Annotated in this window: 17 protein-coding genes; 5 read left to right on the top strand and 12 right to left on the bottom strand. The window is 50.5% G+C overall.

The features are described 5' to 3' along the window. Positions 1-118 precede the first annotated feature (118 nt). From KDW_RS23430 to KDW_RS23415, 4 genes are all read left to right on the top strand, one after another. Positions 119-1210, top strand: a complete 1092-nt coding sequence (locus KDW_RS23430) for a saccharopine dehydrogenase family protein (protein WP_198925476.1) — start codon at positions 119-121, stop codon at positions 1208-1210. Between the two features lie 123 nt (positions 1211-1333). Beyond that, positions 1334-1633, top strand: a complete 300-nt coding sequence (locus tag KDW_RS23425) for a putative quinol monooxygenase (protein WP_151758337.1) — start codon at positions 1334-1336, stop codon at positions 1631-1633. A gap of 913 nt (positions 1634-2546) precedes the next feature. Next, on the top strand, positions 2547-3035 hold the full coding sequence (locus tag KDW_RS23420) for a pentapeptide repeat-containing protein (RefSeq protein ID WP_151758336.1): 489 nt from the start codon (positions 2547-2549) through the stop codon (positions 3033-3035). A 122-nt stretch (positions 3036-3157) separates the two neighbouring features. After that, the gene (locus KDW_RS23415) at positions 3158-3565 is read left to right on the top strand and encodes a hypothetical protein (protein WP_198925474.1); all 408 of its coding nucleotides are present in this window, start codon (positions 3158-3160) and stop codon (positions 3563-3565) included. 8 nt (positions 3566-3573) lie between these two features. Here KDW_RS23415 and KDW_RS23410 read toward each other — a convergent pair whose 3' ends face one another. The 5 genes from KDW_RS23410 to KDW_RS23390 all read right to left on the bottom strand — a co-directional run bounded on the left by KDW_RS23410 (position 3574) and on the right by KDW_RS23390 (position 7767). After that, complete coding sequence (locus KDW_RS23410; RefSeq protein ID WP_162005544.1) at positions 3574-5052, bottom strand: sensor histidine kinase; 1479 nt, start codon at positions 5050-5052, stop codon at positions 3574-3576. A 19-nt stretch (positions 5053-5071) separates the two neighbouring features. After that, positions 5072-5758 (bottom strand): response regulator transcription factor, encoded by a 687-nt coding sequence (locus KDW_RS23405; protein ID WP_170296572.1) that lies wholly within the window; start codon positions 5756-5758, stop codon positions 5072-5074. A gap of 13 nt (positions 5759-5771) precedes the next feature. Further along, a complete protein-coding gene (locus KDW_RS23400; protein WP_151758333.1) occupies positions 5772-6206 on the bottom strand; it encodes a DUF5946 family protein in 435 nt (144 codons plus the stop codon). A 116-nt stretch (positions 6207-6322) separates the two neighbouring features. Next, a complete protein-coding gene (locus KDW_RS23395) occupies positions 6323-7561 on the bottom strand; it encodes an outer membrane protein assembly factor BamB family protein (protein WP_151758332.1) in 1239 nt (412 codons plus the stop codon). A 2-nt stretch (positions 7562-7563) separates the two neighbouring features. Beyond that, positions 7564-7767, bottom strand: a complete 204-nt coding sequence (locus KDW_RS23390) for a hypothetical protein (RefSeq protein WP_151758331.1) — start codon at positions 7765-7767, stop codon at positions 7564-7566. A gap of 253 nt (positions 7768-8020) precedes the next feature. Between KDW_RS23390 and KDW_RS23385 the strand changes: the two genes are divergently transcribed. Then, positions 8021-8389, top strand: coding sequence for a hypothetical protein (locus KDW_RS23385; RefSeq protein ID WP_151758330.1), 369 nt, complete (start codon positions 8021-8023; stop codon positions 8387-8389). Between the two features lie 189 nt (positions 8390-8578). Here the strand turns inward: KDW_RS23385 and KDW_RS35300 are convergent, their stop codons facing one another. The 7 genes from KDW_RS35300 to KDW_RS23355 all read right to left on the bottom strand — a co-directional run bounded on the left by KDW_RS35300 (position 8579) and on the right by KDW_RS23355 (position 15745). Further along, positions 8579-8713, bottom strand: a complete 135-nt coding sequence (locus KDW_RS35300) for a hypothetical protein (RefSeq protein ID WP_269822505.1) — start codon at positions 8711-8713, stop codon at positions 8579-8581. A gap of 6 nt (positions 8714-8719) precedes the next feature. Further along, complete coding sequence (locus KDW_RS23380) at positions 8720-9745, bottom strand: cytochrome d ubiquinol oxidase subunit II (protein ID WP_151758329.1); 1026 nt, start codon at positions 9743-9745, stop codon at positions 8720-8722. Between the two features lie 16 nt (positions 9746-9761). Next, positions 9762-11138 (bottom strand): cytochrome ubiquinol oxidase subunit I, encoded by a 1377-nt coding sequence (locus tag KDW_RS23375; protein WP_151758328.1) that lies wholly within the window; start codon positions 11136-11138, stop codon positions 9762-9764. 368 nt (positions 11139-11506) lie between these two features. Further along, on the bottom strand, positions 11507-12142 hold the full coding sequence (locus KDW_RS23370) for an MFS transporter (protein WP_151758327.1): 636 nt from the start codon (positions 12140-12142) through the stop codon (positions 11507-11509). 716 nt (positions 12143-12858) lie between these two features. Beyond that, positions 12859-13062: a helix-turn-helix domain-containing protein gene (locus tag KDW_RS23365; protein WP_151758326.1), complete on the bottom strand. Its 204-nt coding sequence runs from the start codon at positions 13060-13062 to the stop codon at positions 12859-12861. A 744-nt stretch (positions 13063-13806) separates the two neighbouring features. Beyond that, positions 13807-14739: an LLM class F420-dependent oxidoreductase gene (locus KDW_RS23360; RefSeq protein WP_151758325.1), complete on the bottom strand. Its 933-nt coding sequence runs from the start codon at positions 14737-14739 to the stop codon at positions 13807-13809. Between the two features lie 232 nt (positions 14740-14971). After that, on the bottom strand, positions 14972-15745 hold the full coding sequence (locus KDW_RS23355) for a DUF1622 domain-containing protein (protein ID WP_151758324.1): 774 nt from the start codon (positions 15743-15745) through the stop codon (positions 14972-14974). Between the last annotated feature and the right edge of the window lie 24 nt (positions 15746-15769).

Below are 15769 nucleotides of genomic sequence, written 5' to 3'. Positions count from 1 at the left end.
TCCAGGTGCAGGAAAATCAACTTTGTCCCAACATCGCACTCCCCAAAATTTGACAAATGACCACGAGTCATTTATAATTGACTCATGGTCATTTAATTAAAAGTGAGGAAGAAGAACCATGGGAGAACCAATGCGAGATGGGCAAGTGGAAATGCAAACAACATTTCTGCTCTATGGAGCGACAGGTTATACTGGCGAGCTAATAGCTCGCGCCGCCCTGCTGCGGGGTTTGCGGCCAATTTTAGCTGGTCGCAACGCTACTGCCCTTCAAAAGCTGGCAGAGGAACTCGGCCTGACGTATCGCGCCTTTGACCTGGAGAAGCCAGCCACCATCGATGAGGGTTTAGCCGGAGTGAGCGTGGTCCTCAACTGTGCTGGTCCATTTTCCTTTACGGCCAGGAAATTAGCAGAAGCATGTCTGCGGGTCGGTGCACACTATCTTGATATTGCCGGTGAGGTGCCAGAATTCCAACTGCTACATACCTATGACTCAGCGGCTCAGGCTGCCAACGTCATGCTCCTGCCAGGGGTAGGCTTTGGGATTGTGCCAACCGACGCCCTCGCGCTCCATTTGAAGACGCGTCTGCCCACGGCAACGCAATTGTCGCTCGCCTTTCACGCTCTGGGTGGCGTCTCGCGCGGCACCCTTCTTTCGACCCTCAAAGATCTCCCTAACGCGGGTGTGGTGAGACAGGATGGCAAGCTTGTTCCCAGGCACGCGGGCGCTGAGAGACGGCGCATTGACTTTGGTCAAGGGCCACTCCTAACCGTCACGAATCCCTGGCGCGGCGACATTTTTACGGCGTACTATAGCACTGGTATTCCAGGTATCAAAACCTACACCGTCTATCCCATAGCCTTACGCATCATGATGGCGCTAAGCACGCCACTCAAGGGCGTCTTCCGTTCTGCTGCACTGCAAAATTTTCTCAAGCGCCAGGCACAGCGACAACCACCTGGTCCCAGCGCCCAGGAACGATCACAAGGCAAGACTGTTGTATGGGGTGAGGCAACGGATGCCAGCGGCCAACGAGTGGTTTCACACCTGGTTGGTCCAGAAGCCTACGATTTCACCGTTTTAACCGCACTTACTATTGTTGAGCGAGTTCTGGCAGGTGAGGTCCAGCCCGGCTTCCACACCCCATCTCAGGTCTTTGGAGCAGACCTCGTCCTCAGCATACCTGGCGTCAAACGCACCGACCAGGCCTAGCCGAAGTGCCGAGCGCATCGTGGACATAGCAGCTACCGCCACTTTAGCAATGCGTCATATCCACGACAGAGGTAGAGGCTCGTGATTCATCAGCAAAAACGATCAGAAACAAGGAGACAAACCATGATAGTTATCGCAGGCAAAGCTACCATCAAACCAGAAAAATGGGACGAGGCCGTACAGAAAGCACAGCAGATGAGTATAACATCGGAAGCCGAGACAGGCTGCCGCAGTTATCGTTTCTATGTCGAACCAACCGACCGCAATACCTTTTTTATCTTCGAGCAATGGGATAACGCCGAAGCATTAATGCAACATTTCCAATCGCCACACTTCCAGGAATTTGGCGTGTACCTGGAGTCAATACTGACAAATGCCATGGACATCAAACGCTATGAAGTGTCAGCTGTAGCAACTCTGTAAACGTGAGGTAGCCTGAAAAGCAAGTTGGAGATGTCTCTTTCTGAGGTAGTTACATAGATGTGAACCATGGCTTTGAAGATCCAGAAACCGAACGCTTCATACGATCGCGGTACAGCAAGTTTAAGGTGTGGTAGAATGTTACAGACAATTCAAGTTTGAAAGGATAATCTGGACATTGAGAGAAAAACCAGCTGTGAATCCGGTCCTCATCATTGTTTCGGGTCCTCCAGGTGCAGGGAAATCAACCTTGCCTCAACGTCTGGCAGACCATTTTCTGTTGCCTCTCGTTCAAAAAGATATGATCGCAGATTCAACTTCATATTGATAATTGAATCCCATCCATTTCAAGGTACTCTCAACAAAATGATATTTCGCGTAATAGCTTGTCAGGTCGGCAGTTACCTTCTTTTTTCGGCGCTCGTACTATGGGTATAACAAGGCATCTATCAAGGAACCATCATCAGAATCTTAGATAGATAGCTGTATCTATAGCGTCAATAAGGAGGGGAGAACACACTTACAATCAAGCTCTTGGACATCCCTTTTATTGCTGGGGATGGAGCATTTTGAGAGAAAAGCAGACTCTCAGCTCATATCCTCAACAAACAAGTGCAGATCAGGGCGTCATGGAGATGCTCCAAAGGTTATCTGTACAAGGTCATATGAGAGAATCGTGAATGTCAGTCAAGCTTTTGGCACATTAGAGTAGTTTGTAATTTAGAACATACCTCAAAACTTTCTTTTTGGCAGGACACCTCTAAAGGATGGTGGCGACAGATCTCAAGTCGCCACCATCTTTTTTGTGCGCCCAAACGGGTTGCCGATACGATGGAAACTTATTCCGGGTTCGAAACGTTGGTCGAGTGTAGATTTTCCTACATGTTTCTGCATCAGATAGAAAGGGGATGCTAAAATGCCAGATCTATTGTTAGTTGAGCTCTTGAAGCAGGGAAACATTGAGCGCTGGAATGAATGGAGAAAAGAGCATCCTGGTGAGAGTCCAGAGCTCAATGAGACTGATCTGCATGGCCTTTCTTTAATAGGCGCGGATTTCAATCGGGCGAACTTGAGTGGGGCCGACCTTTCTACATCGGACTTACGCAATGCTAGCATGGAGTATGCTAATCTTGTCGGCTGTAATCTCAACCAGGCTACACTTTCAAATGCACACTTACATGGGGCTGACTTGAGTGGTTGCCAACTGCATGCCGCTCACATGGATAGCGCTGATCTCAGTGCTACCAATCTCATGGATGCTGATCTGATTGATGCGGACCTCCATGGAGCGAATTTGAACAGTGCCACGACTACCGGTGCCCTTTTAGGTGGAGCTAATTTACGAGATGCGGTAATCACACCTGAACAGATTCAAAGTACACGTTCACCTGATGATATACCGTAGGGACACGCAAAGATCCCTTTGGACACCTGGATAGAGATTTGACTGAGAGATGCCGATGCTGAAAAACTCTCTCTAGAGAGACGGCAATATTAAACATTTCTTACCAGGAAAAAGGAGGGAATATGTACACACGATGTTTAGCAACGGCCGCTGTGGTCGCGACCTTACTCATGATCCTAGCTAGTTTCTGTGTACCGACAAGCCAGGCGGCAGGATTGCACCATGTCACGGCCAGCCATGCTGGCAATGGTCCGTATGGTCCAGACACCTGCCTCACTGGCTATGTCTGGCGCGAAGCATTTACTGATGACCATGTTTGTGTCACCCCTGATCAACGCACCAGGGCCGCCTTTGATAATAGCCAGGCCCGCTATCGCGTCAATCCCCACGGCGCGTATGGATCGGATAGCTGTCGCTCAGGCTACGTCTGGCGTGAGGCAGGTCCCAATGATCATGTCTGCGTCACACCTGAGCAGCGCACCCAGACAGCATATGATAACGAGCAGGCTCTGTCCCGCTACGCAGCATAAAGTTCTCCTCATGATGCCTTCAAGGGAAGGCATATGGTAAAGGTGCTTCCCTGGCCAGGCACGCTTTCAACATGCAGCGTGCCTTTATGCTCCATCACGATGCTCCGGGCAATGGCCAGGCCCAATCCACTACCATCCTGCGTGCGCCCCTGCACGGAACGATAAAAGCGCTCGAAGATATGTGATATGTCTTCGGGCGCAATCCCTGGTCCGGTATCACGGACACTCACCACACACCAGGATCCATCAAGCGTAAGCCGGAGCGTGACGGTGCCATCGGCGGGCGTATATTTGAGCGCATTATCAACCAGGGCCACCAGCGCTTGCTTTAGTTGATCCCCATTTCCCAGCACCTGAACCGGGGTAATATCCTGTAGCAGTAAACGCGGATGACCCTTTTTGTCATCCCCCGGTCGATATTGCCGGAAGACTTCAAGGATCAAGCTATCCAGATCGATCTGATGCATACGCTGCTGCTGAAGATCTGGCTGTAACAGGTGAGAACTGGCATCAGCATGGGCCAGGGTTAATAGATCATTGACCAGACGCCCCATGCGCTCAGCTTCATCTTTGGTGTCTGCCAGAGCCTCGCGCCTTTCTTCAGGCGCAAGACTGTCTGCCTGCGTTAAGAGATCAAGGTTACAACGAATAGAGGTAATGGGAGCCCGCAGTTCATGCGAAGCATCCGCGATAAAGCGCTGCTGATAGTGGTAGAGGTGCTCTAACTGATCCAGCATAGTATTAAAGGTTGCGGCCAGTTGGGATAATTCGTCACCACTGTGTGTAGACAGAACGACACGCTGACTAAAATGCTGTTTCTGCGTGATAGCGCGAGCGGTCATGGTGAGATGGCGCACACGCAATAAAACTCCTCGCATCAGCAACCATCCACCCAGCGCCGCACAGACCACAATCAAACTCCCTGTTCCCCAGAGGATCAGCCGTAGATTTGTCAGCGCGAGTTCAACAGACTGCTCAGAACGAGCGGTCTGGATAATATGTATGCGGCCAAAAGTATTATTTGTGGTGCTATAGACCCTGATCTGCTGACCCTGATAAGTGACAGTGCTATACACACTCCTTTGGCTATAGGAATAATCAGCAGTGGTTTGCCGTAAGAGGGTCTGAACTGCCTGTTTATCCCATGGAATGGGACTTCCTTTTGAGCCTTGTAACGAGGGCTGCATGATATTAGCAGGATTGCTATCGGTGCTGGCCAGCAGGTGCATGTCCCGATCCAGGATTTCAATGGCGACGCCTTCGGTCCCTACTCCAGCTATGCCCGGAATGATAGAAGGTACTGTACCCGGACTGACAAGCATTTTCCCAAGCTGCACGCTCGCAGCGCGGCTACTCAGGGTCTGATCCAGGTCGTCATAGGCGCGCCGGGTAGCCTGCCGCTCGATCAATAGTCCAAAGCAGGTCAGGGCGCTGATCAGGAGCACGAGGTAGAAGCCAGTCAGCCGTAATTGTAGTGGCATATACATGCTGGCAAGACACTTTCTTTTAAGCAAGCTGACGCAAAACATAGCCGGTCCCACGCATCGTCTGGATCAAGCGCGGCTCGCCAGCCTGCTCCAGTTTTGTGCGCAGATGGACGACGTATACTTCTAACACATTCGGGCCTCCCTCGAAGTCGCGGCCCCAGATACGATCCAGCAGGAGCGTGCGGGTCAGTACAATGCCAGGATTGCGCATGAAAAGCGCGAGCAGTTCATATTCTGTGGTGCTGAGCTCGATGTCGCGGCCACTACGTCTGGCCAGACGCGTGGCGGTGTCCAGTTCCAGATCAGCAAAGGCAAGCAGACCTTTTTGTACATCTGGTGGCTGGCGACGGCGCAACAGTGCTTTGATCCGGGCGAGCAATTCAACCTGCGCAAATGGCTTGACCAGATAATCATCGGCTCCCCCCTCCAGTCCCTGCACACGATCAAGGATAGCGTCCCTGGCTGTCAGCATCAAAATCGCGATAGTGTCATTGTTTTTCCGCAACCCGACACACACCTCTAAGCCGTCCATATCTGGCAACATACGGTCCAGGATCACCAGGTCAGGCGGACTATGCCTGACCTGGTTGAGCGCATCTTTGCCAGTGGTCGCAGTGGTAACGCGATAGCCCGCGTATGCCAGCGTACGCCGCAGCGCGTTCAGGAGTCGCACATCGTCGTCAACTACCAGAATGGATGCGGGTATATCTATTCCCATGCTAGCTAATAGCTTTCATCTCATGCACAGTAGCGCGTGCCCAGCGCTCTATCTGCTCACAATACGCATCAGCATCCTGCAGAAAAGGAACGACATCAACAATAGTGACTGACCAATCAACCCGGGGTTGTGGCTCTGCTCCAGCGTCGCGCAAGATTTTCACGGGATGTTTGGTATTTGCCACAGCGCTGGCCGCACGTTGGCGCAGGTAGCGGGCCGGAACGCCATTCAGGTGATCCTGAACTTGAGGTCCGATCCAACTCAATGCTTCCTCACTATAACGCCCATGCTGTATCATAAAGCAGGCAACCGTCAACATGTGGACCTTCCCAAAAGCATGATCGGTCAATTCCAGCGCCAGGCACTCATCGAAGATATGCTGGCAAGTCCTTCCCACGGGAAGCACACCACCACATTCGGCACAACGTTCTGACATCTTATTACCTCCTGGCTCTATTTTCTTGAGATTTTTTCCCTAGTATAGCACAGTCTGGATAAACACACTCCTACATATAAATTAATGCATTCACCAGTTAAGATACTATTCACTCCTTAAACATGCACAGTATCCTCACGCCATTGCACCTGCCCATTCTCGCGCTTGAGGGCGTAGACAATGCCATTATCGGTACCAAGATAGAGCTGTTGCGCGGTGATAATGGGGGCATCATTGACGTTACCCGCAAGAGGATGGCTCCAGAGTATGTTGCCATTACGGGCAGACAGAGCATCGGCGCTGTGGCCTCCGAGCCTGTAGATCACGCCATCACGTATGGCTGCTCCATATGGATAGGAACCAATGGCATCTGCTCTCCGCCAGAGAGGTTTTCCGCTCTGACATTGGAAGGCGGTCAGTATACTCGTCGTACTGGTGTTCGTTGAAGTGGTAACCATACTATAAACAACACCTTGCTCTACCTGGAACCAGTTGGCAAAACTCTCATCGCCAGGCTGGCTGACTTGCTTCCACAGGAGTGTGCCATCACTGGCACGTAACGCATAGAGAAAGGTCGATCCTTCCTTAAGCGGCAGAGCGGCACGAAGCGGCAAAGCGGCACGTGCCTGAACCATTCCATGCAATGTCTTGCCAGTTGCTGAGAACGAGGGCAGGAGTGAGCTACTGGTAGTGGTGGGGGTGGTAGAGCCTCCAAGATTTATTTTTGTGGCCTGGAGATAGATGACGCCATTAACAATCTGGGGAGTTTGAGCCATAGTAGCATCGATCATCTGGCTCCACAATACGTGGCCATCGCTCGCACGCAACGCCTGAAATTTTCCTTTGTCGCAACAGATATACAGCGTTTCCTGACTGCTTTTCAGCATATCTACTCTATTGTCTACAGCATGTTTCCACATGACCTCCCCATTGCTGGCGTTAAGCACGGAGAAGGTCGAGATTTGATTCAAATAGACAACGTCTTTCACAATCACCAGTGGTTGATCAGAGATATTATGCACATGCCATAGCTCCACACCATCAGTAGCTCTGAGTGCAATCACCTCGGTCAGCGTTGAAAGGTAAGCGCTGCCATTCTCGACACCGGACAGACTCATATTCATATCACTGCGATAACGCCAGAGGAGCTTACCATCCCTGGCCCGCAACGCTGTCATATAATAAGGTCCACCTTCACCAGTCGATGATGTGATATATACAATGCCATTGGCCACTACAGGTTGCCAGGCGCTTATGCCATCGATTCTCGTCTGCCAGATTTTAGCACCATTCTGTGCATGAAAGGCAGATACACCCTGACCAGAGGTAGCCGCATACATGACATCGGCATCCATAGTCAGGGACACCTGGTTATTCGAGGGGGCAATGGCGCAACTGGCGTCGAGGTCGGCGTGGGGACCGGCGTGGGGACCGCGCCGACTGACTTACTGGCCGGCTGACTACATGCGGCAAGCATCATCGCCAGCAGGATGATACTCAATGCAAGTACAAGCAGTCCTGGTCTTTCCTGTATCTCTGTCTTCTTTGAAAATGCCTGCATAGTATTCCTCCATCACTTCATAAACAGCATGTGTATTTTCCCTGTGTCAGCCAGTATACCGCTGGTAGCTGAAATGAAACTGAAAACAGCAGAACTCCATAGGCATCTTTCATCCATGAATAGCAGCACAGAACGATGGAAAGAAAGTAGAAGCTTTTTGGTCCTTTCAGTAAGATGATAAGAGAGGGTCATTGACCTGATTAATATATTATTTGAGTTGTTCATCTTACTATGAACGCAGAAAGAGATTTTTATGCAGACAGAAAACGTATCCCCTGATCGACGCAACTTTATGAAGAGCGCAGGTTCCGCCACGCTGGCGACACTATTGGTTACAGGCGGCGCAGCTCTCGCAAAAGATGCAAAGGGCTCGGAACCCACAGCCAGTACGTATACATACGCGACCCAAAATTCATGGGGACCAATCACCCAGTGGCATACGGCTGCCGACCTCAGCTTCAGCGTTGATGCGGGCACAGGCTCTCTTCCTGCCAGTTTGTCCTGGCGCGATCAGCAAGGCAATTCCTTTTCCATCAGCTTTGCATCTGATATGAGTAGCTTTTTTGGCTATTTCCAACGCATCAATGAAGGTCCAATCGCCTACCGGGGCACACGAAAATAAGCGTTGCTCCGGCTTTCCCAATTCCATACATTAAAAAAGTGGTCCGCTATTAGCAAACCACTTTTTTAATGTATGGATTATGTATTTATATTTTAGTCACGTGCACGTTTTTTATCAGTGACAAAGGCCGCCAGTATGGATGCGAGAAACACGGCCAGGGCTGCATAGGCAGGTTTCAAGCTCTTCTTTTCAGAGGCGTTTTTTTTTTGACGCTTGCACTGGCTCGGGTTCACGATACGGCTTGTTCAGCAAGATGGTCGCGCTAAAAAGGCCGAGTACGATAAAGAAGACCGGCACCAGACAGTAGACGATGATGGCTTCCATAGATACTTATTCTCCTTTCTGAAAGAAGCCCATACCCGTACGTAGCTTGACGAGGTAGAGGAGTAAGTAAATGGATGGAAGGATGATGACCATACCAACACAAACGCCGATGAGCAGCAGGAACAGTGTGCTGGGTGAACCGGCCCCCTGGTCTACAGTTATATCCGGTGGAATAAGATATGGTATCTGCGAGACACCCCATGAACCAAGCAAGAAGGCCACCTCTCCCACGACCAGGGCACGTGCGATCCGGTAATAGCGGAAGTAGAGGGTCGCGGCTGTCGCCAGGCCGATCAACATGGTCGCGATCACCAGCGGCAACGCACGCGCCAGCATACCCTGCCATAACAGGGGTGCATAGATAGTCGAGAGACCAAGCCCAAGGGCACCTAAGACGGCCGTCACGGCTCCTGTAATCAGGCTGCGCCGTCGATACATTTCTGCCAGATCATGATCTTTACTATTACTGGCCTCGACTGTCAGATAGACACTGGCCAGAGTGGCGCAAAGCGAGACCGCCATACAGCCAATGGCGATCGTAAAAGGTGTCAGCCAGATAGAGCCCAGGTCCGTCTGGACCGTGCTTCCAGGTGGTACGCGGATACGTCCACTGGCTACGGCAGCGGCCGACAGGCCCAGGAAAAAAGGTGTCAACACGCTCGATGCACTGAAAACCTGGGTCCAGATGAGCGCGTTCTTGCCACGCAAACCATGGGTACGAAACACAAAAGCCGAGCCGCGTAAGACCACACCTATCAGGGCCACGACCAGCGGGATAAACAGCACTATGCAGATGATCGAGAAAGGAACAGGAAAGGCGGAAAACAAGCCGACCACCAGGAAAACCAGCCAGACATGGTTGGTCTCCCACACCGGCCCCAACGAGGAGTCGATCAGTTCACGCTGTTTAGCAGCCGTATCGCCCCTCGCCACCAGATCCCATAGTCCTGCACCATAGTCTGCACCACCAAAGGCGGCATACGCAATCAGCGCAAACCAGATGATACTCAATAAGACATAAGCCAGGCTCATCCTCTTTTCTCCTCTCTTACGAACCGATCTTCATGGTTTGATTGATAGCTTTATTGCCAGCTTGTTTCCCACTGGAAACCTCTTCCCAGCGCATTTCTGGCAATGGACTGCGTGCCAGGTGTAACAGCAGGACGATCATAGTGACAGCCAGGACAATATAGATGAGCGCGAAAACCACGAAACTGCCCCCCAGAAATGGAGCGTTTGTTACCGCATCACTTGTACGCAGGTAGCCAGAAATGACCCAGGGTTGCCGCCCTTCTTCCGTCACAATCCAGCCTAACTCCACGGCCAGAAAACTTAAGAAGCCGGACAGGGCCACACCCATTAAGAGCAATGTATATTCGGGTATGATCCGTTTACGCTTAAAGTAAAGCAACCAGAAAACCACGGCCACAAACAGGGCAAAGAAGCCACTACCGACCATGCCATCAAAGGCCAGATGGACCACAACAGGATCTGGACGGTCGCGCGGTGGATACGCATCCAGCCCCCGAATTACACCATTTGGATTATACGTGGCCAGCAGGCTCAGGCCATCGGGTATCGGAATCGAGAGGATAAATGTTCCGGTCTTAGCATCCGGGATACCGCCAATATTCAGGGGCACATGACTGGAAGTTTTGAACACACCTTCCATCGCGGCAAGCTTGGCTGGCTGGGCAGTAGCCAGAAAGCGCGCATTGAAATCACCGCTGACAATCTGTAGCGGTGTCGCAACCGTCGCCATGGCCAGCGCCAGCAATAGGCCTTTGCGGTGATAGTCGTCACGCTTGCCACGGATCATCGCAAACGCATAGATAGCGGCAACGCCAAAGCCACAGGCCACATAGCACGCCAGAGCCATATGGACCGTCTGATAGGGCGTACTGGGATTGGCAATCGCCTGCAGCGAATCAATGGCCACCAGTTTGCCATTTTTGAACACGAATCCGGTCGGCGTATTCATCCATGAGTTCGTGGTCACAATAAACCACGTTGAGGCCAGGCCACCAATCCAGATCGGAAAGGATGAGACCCAATGCCAGAACGGCGGGATGATATCCCAGGTAAACATATAAATACCAAAGAAGATAGCCTCAAGGAAGAAAGCGAAGCCTTCAAAGGCAAACAAAGGTCCAATGACAGCTCCGATAAACTTGATATACGTTGGCCAGAGCAGTCCCAGTTCAAACTCCACGATCGTACCAGAGACCGCGCCAATGGCGAAAATAATGACCGCAGCCTTCGCCCAGCGGCGCGCCAATGTCATCCACACAGGATCCTTACGGGCTAACGCTAATCCTTCTGCTAAACAGAGTAGCAGAGGTATTCCCACGCCCAGCACCGAGAACACGATATGGAATATCAGCGATGTTCCCATTTGTGCTCGGGCGGCCAGCAGACCAGACATAGAAAACTCCTTCTACTGTATTCGCTGTACCATTACAGCACAACGAGTTGTTTGTGGTTATGTATATTCTCTAGCTTGCTGTTCATGACACGGCCGGAAAGGAAAAAAAGTAGCAGTACTTTACCATTTATCTAACTCAATGCTTAACTTTTTTTCTGAAGTCGCACATTTGCGCCATGCACTTCTTTTCCGTGGTGCAACGATTATGGCTCATAATATAGTACAAGCATAAAAAAAGGACCACAACAGTGTGTCGTGATCCTTTTTTTATGCTTGTACTATATTTCCACTCCTATCAAGGTAGTACATTGTGACTGAATTCTATGATTCTAGTAGGTGCAAGCTTCAAGCACACTCTCATTAACGCGTTAGAGTACCACTTCGGCGCCGGGAGTAGCATCCAGGATGGCGTCTTGCTTGACGGTTTCATCGGGACGACGGCTCATGGTACTGGCGGCACCGCTGTCGTGAATGGTAAAGCCAATACCAGTGGCGATTAAGACCAGGATCGCCGAGACGATAAACGCGGTATGGTAAGATGCCAGGTTGGCAACGACTGCACCATGCGCATCTACGTGCGTGATACCAACAAAACTGATCACGCTACTGATTAATGCCACGCCTAACGAGGCCCCAACCTGCAGACGAGCATTATTGAGCGCGGAAGCCTGGCCGGTTGCGGCCGGCGAGATTGTCGCGAACGCGGCCACCTGGATCGGAATAAATGAGCAGGCCATACCGGCACCAATCAGGAACATCAAGATACGCATCAGCCAGAGATTGGTATCCTGTCCAATAAAAAGCATCAATGTCATAAAGACGGTGACGCTGCTCAGACCAGTAATAACCAGTCGGCGTGGCCCCAGGCGCGGATAGAGCCGTGCTGCGATCTGGGTCGAGACAAGTACGCCCAGCGCCTCGGGAAAGGTGGTCAGGCCAGAGGTGAGTGCCGAGACACCGCGTCCAACCTGCAGGAAGAGCGGAGCCGCGTAGAGCAGTCCCATAAAGCCTGCTCCGAGAAGAGAGCCAGTGTATTACAGGTGCGGAATGGACGGTTGCCAAACAAACGCAGATCCAGCATTGCATAGAATTGATATCCAAACCAACCATGTATAGCTCATGTATACAGCCGTGAGACACTAATGCTTGCAGTATAAACTCACCTGATTCTGAATAGTTTGATACCTTATTTACATAAATGCTGATAAATGTACGCGTTCTACCAGCCTCGCTGGTAGGCATGGAAAAGAGAAGCAAGGTTCAAACAGTGGAATAGTGACATGAGGAGTGGGTATATGCTGTGATTGTCTACATTCCACCGATGTTTTGTTGTGTAATGTCCCCTGTATCGGATTGGAAAACGCGTGCTTCGATCCTGACGGCAAATACCAATGGGTTAGAGTCAGGACATGAAATGTCAACCTGAGGTTACGCCCGAGATAATGTTTGCGGGTGTGTCCTGTTTGCCAGTTATAAACATAGCAATCGTCCGCTCCTCAAGAACGGCTTTCTTTCATGACACTGAGATGTCCCGCATATTTCTCAAAAGCAAAAGTAGTATGCTCAAAGACTCGATCCAACCACCCTATCACCCAGCACAGACAAGTTTATCAGGATGGAAGGATGCCTTTATTTACATGAGATCATCATCAATTATCTCGGGCACAAATACTCTGGCAGTGGATCATAACTACACTGCCGGAAATGATACTGCTATGTGCTACAAAGATTGTGAAGCTGAATCTGTTGATGAGGAGAGAAGAATTTTCTCCACAGTCTCACGTTTAATACGATATACCTGACGAGTATTGGTGTGGGGTAAAGTGACAGCTTCAAGTACGCCAACTTTTACCCAACGACGAACGGTTGTACCATCCACACGTAGCATGTCAGCTACTTCGGACACTGTTAAAAGATTATTCACGGGCTATCCTCTTTTCTTCATCAAATCCAAAAGAAACAGTAAAAGGTGTGGTTAAACAACGAAAAAGAAAACGTCGGAAAGATTGTAACATATGTAACATAGACATTGTATAACATTGTTCGATACTTGTAAATAAAGTCAGGTACCATAGAGAAAACGGCTAGAGAAAATACAGAGGATAACAACAACAGATGGGAGAATAGGGCAAGAAATAAGCAGATTCATGGGATCAACATATGGAAACAGAAAAAGAGGATTGACATATTATCAAAAATAGGAACAACCATTTGTACTACTTAGTTCTGGAACCTGGATTCTATTTGCAGGTCCGGGGTAGTTATTGTCTCTAAAAGTGAGAGCAAATAGGATACCTATACCTCCCTGCCATCATTTGAGAACTGGAATTCCTCTAAACGTATACGTATACGTACACGATAATCTCATCCATATAAACCCTTTAGAGTGTGTCTGAAAATCACTTCCATGAGGTACTTCGTCAACAGACTTTCGCGCCTATGGCGCTCAAAATTTTTTATGCTGTGGTGGAAATGCGTGCGCGTCGCGCACGCATTTCCACCACAGCATAAAAAAAGTATGGGCACTTTAGTGCCCGCGTGCGGCTGAGCGCGACGCTCCCGATCAGCGTGAAGCTCAGACACACTCTTATAGCGATGCAAACTCCAGGCTTACAAAAAAACAACCCGGGTGGTTAGCGCCTGAATTGCTTTTTTGTTGCTGGAACGGCTATGCAATAAATTCTTTGGCGAAGCGACGAAGCGGAGTCAGATCGGTAGCACTGGGGAAATCAATGATAATTTCATCGATGCCCATGGATTCAAAGGTCGCGATACGCTGGCGAATCGTCTCTGGACTCCCCACGAGAGCGGTATCGGTAAGTCCTTGTCTGACGGAGGCTGGTACAAGGGCCATGGCTTCTTCATCGGTATCCGCAATCGAGCAGAAAGTGCCAGTTGTACGATAAATGCTCTTGTAGTCACGTCCCACGGTCTCGCAGTGGTGCTTCAACACGTCCAGTTTATGCTGTAGTGTCTCGCGATCACCACCGACATTACAGGCATCACCATACTGTGCCACCAGTTTCAAGGTAACTTTCTCGCCACCACCCCCAATCAGGATCGGGATGTGGGGCTTCTGGACACCCTTTGGCTGATTGATCGCGCCTTTGATCTGATAATACTTTCCTTCAAAGGTCGCTTCTTCCTGTTCCCACATCGCATGAATGACCTGCAGGGCCTCGCGGAGCATGCGCAGGCGCTCAGGTGCATCCGGGAAAGGATAACCATAAGCGCGATATTCATGCTCATACCAGCCCGCACCAATGCCAAAATTTAAGCGACCGTGGCTCAACACATCCAGCGTACTCGCCATCTTGGCCAGCAGGGCAGGATTACGGTAACTATTACAGGTCACAATCTGACCGATGCGGATCCGTTTGGTGTCGCGCGCAATCGCCGCCAACGACATCATGCACTCAAATGTCACTTCCTGGGTCGGCTGAGGAACCGTATGAAAGTGATCAACTAACCAGACAGCTTCATAGCCTGTCTCATCAGCAACTTTCGCCACGTTCGTCATCGTCTCATAAGCATCAACAGGATCTTTGACGTCCACCAGGCTCATCTTCCAGCCATTCGGAAGTGAAACTCCAAACTTCATACATTCCCTCTTTCACAAGGCTCATTTATAGATCTCAATACATCAAAAAGTAAATACAGTCAGCGCATGCTTGCCCGGAATAGTGTAAATAGCTACGATCTTTTTTCGCATCCTCATAACTGCTTTGCCTGCTTATAGCTTATCACCGCGATAGGATAGATAGCAAACGTTTTCTATTGCTTCCGTCGGGACTTCAGACAATCAGGAGAGCCCGCAGGGCAAATTGGAGTGCTTATCTTCCCACCGTCTGAGTTTGATTTCTGCGTAATTGCAATCGATGTTGTTCCCAGCTAAAGAAACGCTTCAGAACAGTACGGATGACAAAGATGGCCAGGAACGTCAGTATCTGCGGCCAGCTTTGCAGCTCAATGGTGCGGAGAAGGGTGCCAGCCAGTTTAAAGCTCAGTCCAGCAATAATGCCATCGGTGACCACAATGCGCGCCTGGGAGATATCTTTGGTGCGGAAGAGGGTGAGTAGCGCAAAACACATATAGGCAAGGATGAGTAGCGCGCCCAGAAATTCAATAATGGCGGACCAGACCGAGACATTAAACACGCTAGAGATGAAGAGGGGAACATGCTTGATCTCTCCCTTGCTCAATAGATCACTCGCTGCTCCAGTAACTGGTGCTGGAGTTGGGGGGCTCGTAGCAACTTGCCGACTGGCGGCCCGATCAATCTCCTGCTGCAAAAAGTAGTTCAGCAGGGTCCGAATTGCCGCGATCGCCGCCAGCTGTCCAATTTCGGACCAGGTTGGAGCGATGGCGGTGCGCAAAATGTCCGCGCCCAGCTCAAACTCCAGTGCCAGCGCCAGCCAGCGTCCCAGCTTTAAGCGCACAGCTTCAATCTGCGGCTCCTGTGCGTCCCCTGCCCACCGTCCTTTTCCAGCAAAAACAAGTGCTGCCTGCAGCGCCGCCTGCAATGCGGCAAAGGCAATAATAATGCCAGCAATCCCCTCGACACCCGACGCGAAATATCCCGTCAATAATTTTAACAACGACTCCATTGCGCCGCCCCTCTTTGAACTATA

Origin of the sequence: Dictyobacter vulcani, assembly GCF_008974265.1 — a bacterium.
In the GTDB taxonomy this organism is placed as follows: Bacteria; Chloroflexota; Ktedonobacteria; order Ktedonobacterales; family Ktedonobacteraceae; genus Dictyobacter; species Dictyobacter vulcani.
The sequence above is the reverse complement of the archived record's forward strand: the minus strand, read 5'-3'. Positions and strand labels throughout refer to the sequence as shown.

Excerpts from the sequence above, each read along its gene's own strand:
- KDW_RS23400 (WP_151758333.1), bottom strand. The coding sequence starts at position 6,206 with ATGTCAGAACGTTGTGCCGAATGTGGTGGTGTGCTTCCCGTGGGAAGG.
- KDW_RS23395 (WP_151758332.1), bottom strand. The coding sequence starts at position 7,561 with ATGGATGCCGATGTCATGTATGCGGCTACCTCTGGTCAGGGTGTATCT.
- KDW_RS23355 (WP_151758324.1), bottom strand. The coding sequence starts at position 15,745 with ATGGAGTCGTTGTTAAAATTATTGACGGGATATTTCGCGTCGGGTGTC.
- KDW_RS23430 (WP_198925476.1), top strand. The coding sequence starts at position 119 with ATGGGAGAACCAATGCGAGATGGGCAAGTGGAAATGCAAACAACATTT.
- KDW_RS23415 (WP_198925474.1), top strand. The coding sequence starts at position 3,158 with ATGTACACACGATGTTTAGCAACGGCCGCTGTGGTCGCGACCTTACTC.
- KDW_RS23370 (WP_151758327.1), bottom strand. The coding sequence starts at position 12,142 with ATGGGACTGCTCTACGCGGCTCCGCTCTTCCTGCAGGTTGGACGCGGT.
- KDW_RS23360 (WP_151758325.1), bottom strand. The coding sequence starts at position 14,739 with ATGAAGTTTGGAGTTTCACTTCCGAATGGCTGGAAGATGAGCCTGGTG.
- KDW_RS23385 (WP_151758330.1), top strand. The coding sequence starts at position 8,021 with ATGCAGACAGAAAACGTATCCCCTGATCGACGCAACTTTATGAAGAGC.
- KDW_RS23390 (WP_151758331.1), bottom strand. The coding sequence starts at position 7,767 with ATGCAGGCATTTTCAAAGAAGACAGAGATACAGGAAAGACCAGGACTG.
- KDW_RS23425 (WP_151758337.1), top strand. The coding sequence starts at position 1,334 with ATGATAGTTATCGCAGGCAAAGCTACCATCAAACCAGAAAAATGGGAC.
- KDW_RS23410 (WP_162005544.1), bottom strand. The coding sequence starts at position 5,052 with ATGTATATGCCACTACAATTACGGCTGACTGGCTTCTACCTCGTGCTC.
- KDW_RS23380 (WP_151758329.1), bottom strand. The coding sequence starts at position 9,745 with ATGAGCCTGGCTTATGTCTTATTGAGTATCATCTGGTTTGCGCTGATT.
- KDW_RS35300 (WP_269822505.1), bottom strand. The coding sequence starts at position 8,713 with ATGGAAGCCATCATCGTCTACTGTCTGGTGCCGGTCTTCTTTATCGTA.
- KDW_RS23420 (WP_151758336.1), top strand. The coding sequence starts at position 2,547 with ATGCCAGATCTATTGTTAGTTGAGCTCTTGAAGCAGGGAAACATTGAG.
- KDW_RS23375 (WP_151758328.1), bottom strand. The coding sequence starts at position 11,138 with ATGTCTGGTCTGCTGGCCGCCCGAGCACAAATGGGAACATCGCTGATA.